This window comes from Mucilaginibacter sp. P4_G9, from assembly GCF_056400985.1.
In genome coordinates this window covers 1-4,624 of record NZ_JBFUKF010000393.1, presented here as the reverse complement: position 1 = coordinate 4,624, position 4,624 = coordinate 1, and the positions used below count along the sequence as shown (strand labels likewise).

Sequence of the window (4,624 nt, the reverse complement as noted above, 5' to 3'; positions counted from 1 at the left end):
TATGACCTGTTACTCAGTGAAACCGACCCGCAAAATGTAAAAATGGAGCTCGACCTGGCATGGGCAATTAAGGGTGGTAAAAATCCGATCGAAATGTTTAAACAGCACCCTGGTCGTTTTCCGCTATGGCATGTAAAAGATCTGGATGCAGCTCGTGAAAATGTATTACCTGTAGGTAGTGGCACCATAGATTTTAAACCCATTTTCGCCGCTGCAAAATCTGCAGGTATGCAGCACTTTTTTATTGAGCACGATATGCCAAAAGATGCATTGGCCAGTATTACCAGCAGTATTGGATATTTAAAAAATACTTTGAAGGTATAACGGCACTATCTAACCCTCCCCGAATGGGGAGGGCATTTTTTGATTTTTAGTGTATATTCACTACTTAACAATTCTATAACGTACGCCAATTTTGATTTGAGCTGACCTTTAAGTATCTTAAGGCGGCAAATCAAAACATTAAAAAGCGTATGGCAACAACACCGACAGATCACTTAAAAAGAGTTTTAAAACCCATTCACCTTTGGGCAATTGCTGTTGGCCTGGTAATTTCAGGCGAATATTTTGGCTGGAACCTGGGCTGGGCTGTATCGGGGACTGTTGGGCTTTTAATAGCTACGTTGGTTATCACAGTGATGTATATCACCTTCATTTTCAGTTATACAGAGCTTACAACTTCAATTCCTCACGCGGGCGGAGCTTTTGCCTACGCATACAGAGCTATGGGGCCATTCGGTGGATTAATTGCCGGTTATGCAACTCTCGTCGATTTTTTGGTAGCCACACCGGCAATTGCAGTGGCACTTGGCACATATCTGCATTTCCTGAATAATGATATTCCGGTTTTGCATACGGCTATGTTCTTTAATGTTATTTTTATTATTCTTAATGCCTATGGGGTAAAGGAATCGGCCACKTTTTCTATTTTCATTACCTTGTTGGCAGTTGCAGAACTGCTGCTTTATATGGGAGTTGTTACTCCGCATTTTAAAATGGCTACTTACCTAACTGATCCTATGCCTTTTGGGTGGAGTGGTGTTTTTGCGGCTTTGCCCTTCGCGGTTTGGTTTTATTTGGCCATTGAGGGTGTTGCCATGGTGGCCGAAGAAGTTAAAGACCCCAAAAAGAATATTCCCAGAGGTTATATTTCGGCAATAGCTACTTTAGTGTTTTTGGCATTGGGGGTTATGATCCTTACGGGAGGCGTCACGGACTGGCACAAACTGCAGAGCCTTGATTATCCCTTACCAGAAGCTATAGGGATTGTACTGGGCAAAGGAAACGGATTGACCAAAATATTTGCAAGTATTGGTTTGTTTGGCCTTATTGCCTCTCTGCATGGTATCATCCTTGCCTCATCAAGGCAGATATTTGCTATGGCGAGAAGTGGTTATTTACCTCGCGGACTGGCAAGTATTAATCATCGTTTTAAAACGCCGCATTGGGCGCTTGTTGTTGGCGGGATAGTAAGTTCCATTTTTATCTATAAATTTAAAACAGACCAAATCATTATGCTATCGGTACTTGGGGCGGTAGTAATGTATATGATGAGCATGATAAGCCTGTTTATTTTGCGAAAAAAGGAACCTAACCTGGATAGGCCTTTTGCGGCGCCTTATTATCCTATTTTCCCGGCCATTGCACTTGTTATTTGCATAGTATGTTTGTTTGCTACCATTTATTTTAATGGGGAGATGAGCCTTATATTTTTTGCCGGCTTAGCCATGGTAATTTTAGTTTTTATGCTGATGGGGAAACATAAAGTTGCCCTTACAGATGAAATGATGGCCGCCCCTGTATTTACCGAAGCCGGGTAGGGCCAATTCATTGGCAATACAATGAATTTATCAAACAATTGAACTAATGAACCAATAAATGCCCTATCGACACACTATACGTAACAAAGTTTATAAGTTTCATGATCTGAAAACTTTGCTGGGCAAAGCCTCGCCATACCGATCGGGAGATGAGCTGGCAGGAGTATGTGCAGGTAGTTATGAGGAACGGGTAGCTGCACAGATCACGTTGGCTGATGTACCTTTGAAAGCTTTTTTGAATGAAGTGGTTGTGCCTTATGAACAGGATGAGGTGACACGCCTGATTATTGATAGCCATGATGTTATAGCTTTTAATCAAATAAGTCATTTAACTGTTGGTGAATTTCGCGACTGGCTTCTTAGCGATGAAACGGATAAGACAACGCTAAATGATATATCAACCGGCCTTACACCCGAAATGGTAGCTGCTGTATCTAAACTGATGCGTAACCAGGACTTGATCGCGATAGCAAAAAAATGCGAGGTGGTTACCCGCTTTCGTAATACTATCGGGTTAAAAGGGCATTTCAGTACACGTTTGCAACCTAATCATCCAACTGATGATCCTAAAGGCGTTGCTGCCAGTATTATCGACGGCTTACTATATGGCAGTGGTGATGCAACTATTGGCATTAATCCCGCTACTGATAGTCCGGCGGCGGTGAATAATTTGTTAAAGTTGATGGATAATATCAGGCACCAGTTTGAGATTCCAACACAAACATGTGTACTAAGCCACATTACTACTACTTTGCAATTGATAAATGAAGGAGCGCCGGTTGATCTCTGTTTTCAATCAATAGCCGGTACCGAAAAGGCCAATACCAGCTTTGGTATCAACCTGGGATTGATAGAAGAAGCCTACCAGGCTACACTATCCCTCAATCGTGGAACTATTGGCAATAATGTAATGTACTTTGAAACGGGGCAAGGCAGCGCATTATCTGCGAATGCTAATTTCGGTGTAGATCAGCAAACCTGCGAGGTAAGGGCTTATGCCGTAGCCCGCAAGTTTAAACCATTGTTGGTGAACACAGTTGTAGGTTTTATTGGCCCCGAATATTTATATGACGGCAAGCAGATTATCCGGGCCGCTTTAGAAGATCATTTTTGCGGAAAGTTGCTTGGTTTGCCTATGGGATGCGATGTTTGCTACACTAATCATGCTGAGGCCGACCAGGATGATATGGACAACCTGCTTACCCTGTTGGGTGTGGCTGGCTGCAATTTTGTAATGGGTATTCCCGGTGCAGATGATATTATGCTTAACTATCAATCAACATCATTTCATGATGCATTGTACCTGCGTAAAGTACTGGGACTTAAACCGGCTCCCGAGTTTGAACAGTGGTTAATAAAACAAGGTATTGTTGATAGTAAAGGCAATATGCTGCCGGTAAGTTCATCGCATGGCTTGCTTGGCGCAATGGTTTAGTAGATAGGTGAATGGATAAAGGTAAAAGGTGATTGTGTCCTGGAAATTAGAAAATGAAAAGAAACCTCCCACACGAAATAGAACCATTAAAGGCTTTGCAGGAATTTACTGCTGCACGGATAGCTATCGGGCGGGTGGGTACAAGCATCCCGCTAAAGCAATCACTTGATTTTAAGCTGGCCCATGCGCATGCACGGGATGCGGTGTATTCTGAATTGGATATCAATCAATTAAGTGAATCACTTAAACAATTTGAACTGCCTGTTATCTGCCTGCACAGCCAGGTTGGTGATCGTCGCCAGTACTTGCAGCGGCCTGACCTGGGCCGTAAGCTTAACGACGCTTCATCAGATCAATTAACGGATTATTTTGTTGAAACCGATATAGCTATCATAATAGCTGATGGCCTTTCGGCGACTGCTATAAATGAAAATGCTATTGGTTTGTTAAGAGAACTCATACCCTTGCTATCTCAAAGCGCTTTTAAACTGGCGCCCATAAGCCTGGTAGAACAGGGCCGGGTTGCCATAGGCGATGATATTGGCTATAACCTGAACGCCCAATTATCGCTTGTATTGATAGGCGAACGTCCGGGCCTGAGCTCGGCGGATAGTTTGGGTGCATATCTTACCTACAAACCCAAACCCGGCCTCACCGATGAAGCCCGCAATTGTGTATCAAACATCCGCCCCAAAGGATTAACCTATAAAAAAGCCGCCCGAAAGATCTTTTACCTCATCAGCGAAGCATTTAAACGGAAGCTATCCGGCGTGGAATTGAAAGATAATGCGGGGTTGATAGGCTAAAGCCGAAAGCTCAAGGCTGTAGGCCGATTACATTAATATAAGGTAAAGCTTCCTGCTTTAGGCTTTCCACTTTCKGCTCATTTCTTCACCGGCCTTTTCTCAATGGTACCGTTAAATGAGATAGGTTCGCGGTTACTACTAATCACCTGTAGCGAGGCATAACCATCTTCGCTTATTGTAAGGTACATTGACTGAACATCCCGCCAATCACTGATGTTTTTATTGGTAGGTTTAATAGTTATAGCCCAGCCGCTTTTTTTTCCTGGTTTCATCGCATAGGTGAAATGCGTGTTGGTGAATTTGATGCCACCCTCGATAGATCCGTATGGAGGGGCTGTATAAGCACGGCCAAAATAGGGCAGATAAGCTATTATGGTATCCTTAGTAACTGTAAGATCATATTCTGAGGTTAATGACCGGCCACTGCCCCTTGAAGGGTTTACAAAGTTGGCATCAAAAACAAAGTTTTGAGATTCTATAAGGCCTTTTATTTCGGCGACGTGCGCAGCTTTTCTATCCTTGCGTGTATTTTGGGCACTAACCATATTGATGCCAATAAAAAC

5 protein-coding genes are annotated in these 4,624 nt (G+C 43.1%); 4 read left to right on the top strand and 1 reads right to left on the bottom strand.

Going from position 1 to position 4,624, the window contains the following annotated elements; genetic code table 11:
• The 4 genes from AC1DPZ_RS22375 to eutC all read left to right on the top strand — a co-directional run.
• Positions 1 to 324, top strand: a 324-nt coding sequence (locus AC1DPZ_RS22375) for a sugar phosphate isomerase/epimerase family protein (protein ID WP_477407614.1), incomplete at its 5' end; no start/stop codon positions are given.
• A 149-nt stretch (positions 325 to 473) separates the two neighbouring features.
• Positions 474 to 1,820: an ethanolamine permease gene (gene eat / locus AC1DPZ_RS22370; protein WP_477407612.1), complete on the top strand. Its 1,347-nt coding sequence runs from the start codon at positions 474 to 476 to the stop codon at positions 1,818 to 1,820.
• Positions 1,821 to 1,878: 58 nt separating this feature from the next.
• Positions 1,879 to 3,255: an ethanolamine ammonia-lyase subunit EutB gene (locus AC1DPZ_RS22365; protein ID WP_477407610.1), complete on the top strand. Its 1,377-nt coding sequence runs from the start codon at positions 1,879 to 1,881 to the stop codon at positions 3,253 to 3,255.
• Positions 3,256 to 3,308: 53 nt separating this feature from the next.
• Entirely contained in the window at positions 3,309 to 4,061 is a 753-nt protein-coding gene (eutC, locus tag AC1DPZ_RS22360; RefSeq protein WP_477407608.1) for an ethanolamine ammonia-lyase subunit EutC, read from the top strand.
• Between the two features lie 77 nt (positions 4,062 to 4,138).
• Here eutC and AC1DPZ_RS22355 read toward each other — a convergent pair.
• Positions 4,139 to 4,624, bottom strand: a 486-nt coding sequence (locus AC1DPZ_RS22355) for a DUF4251 domain-containing protein (RefSeq protein WP_477407606.1), incomplete at its 5' end; no start/stop codon positions are given.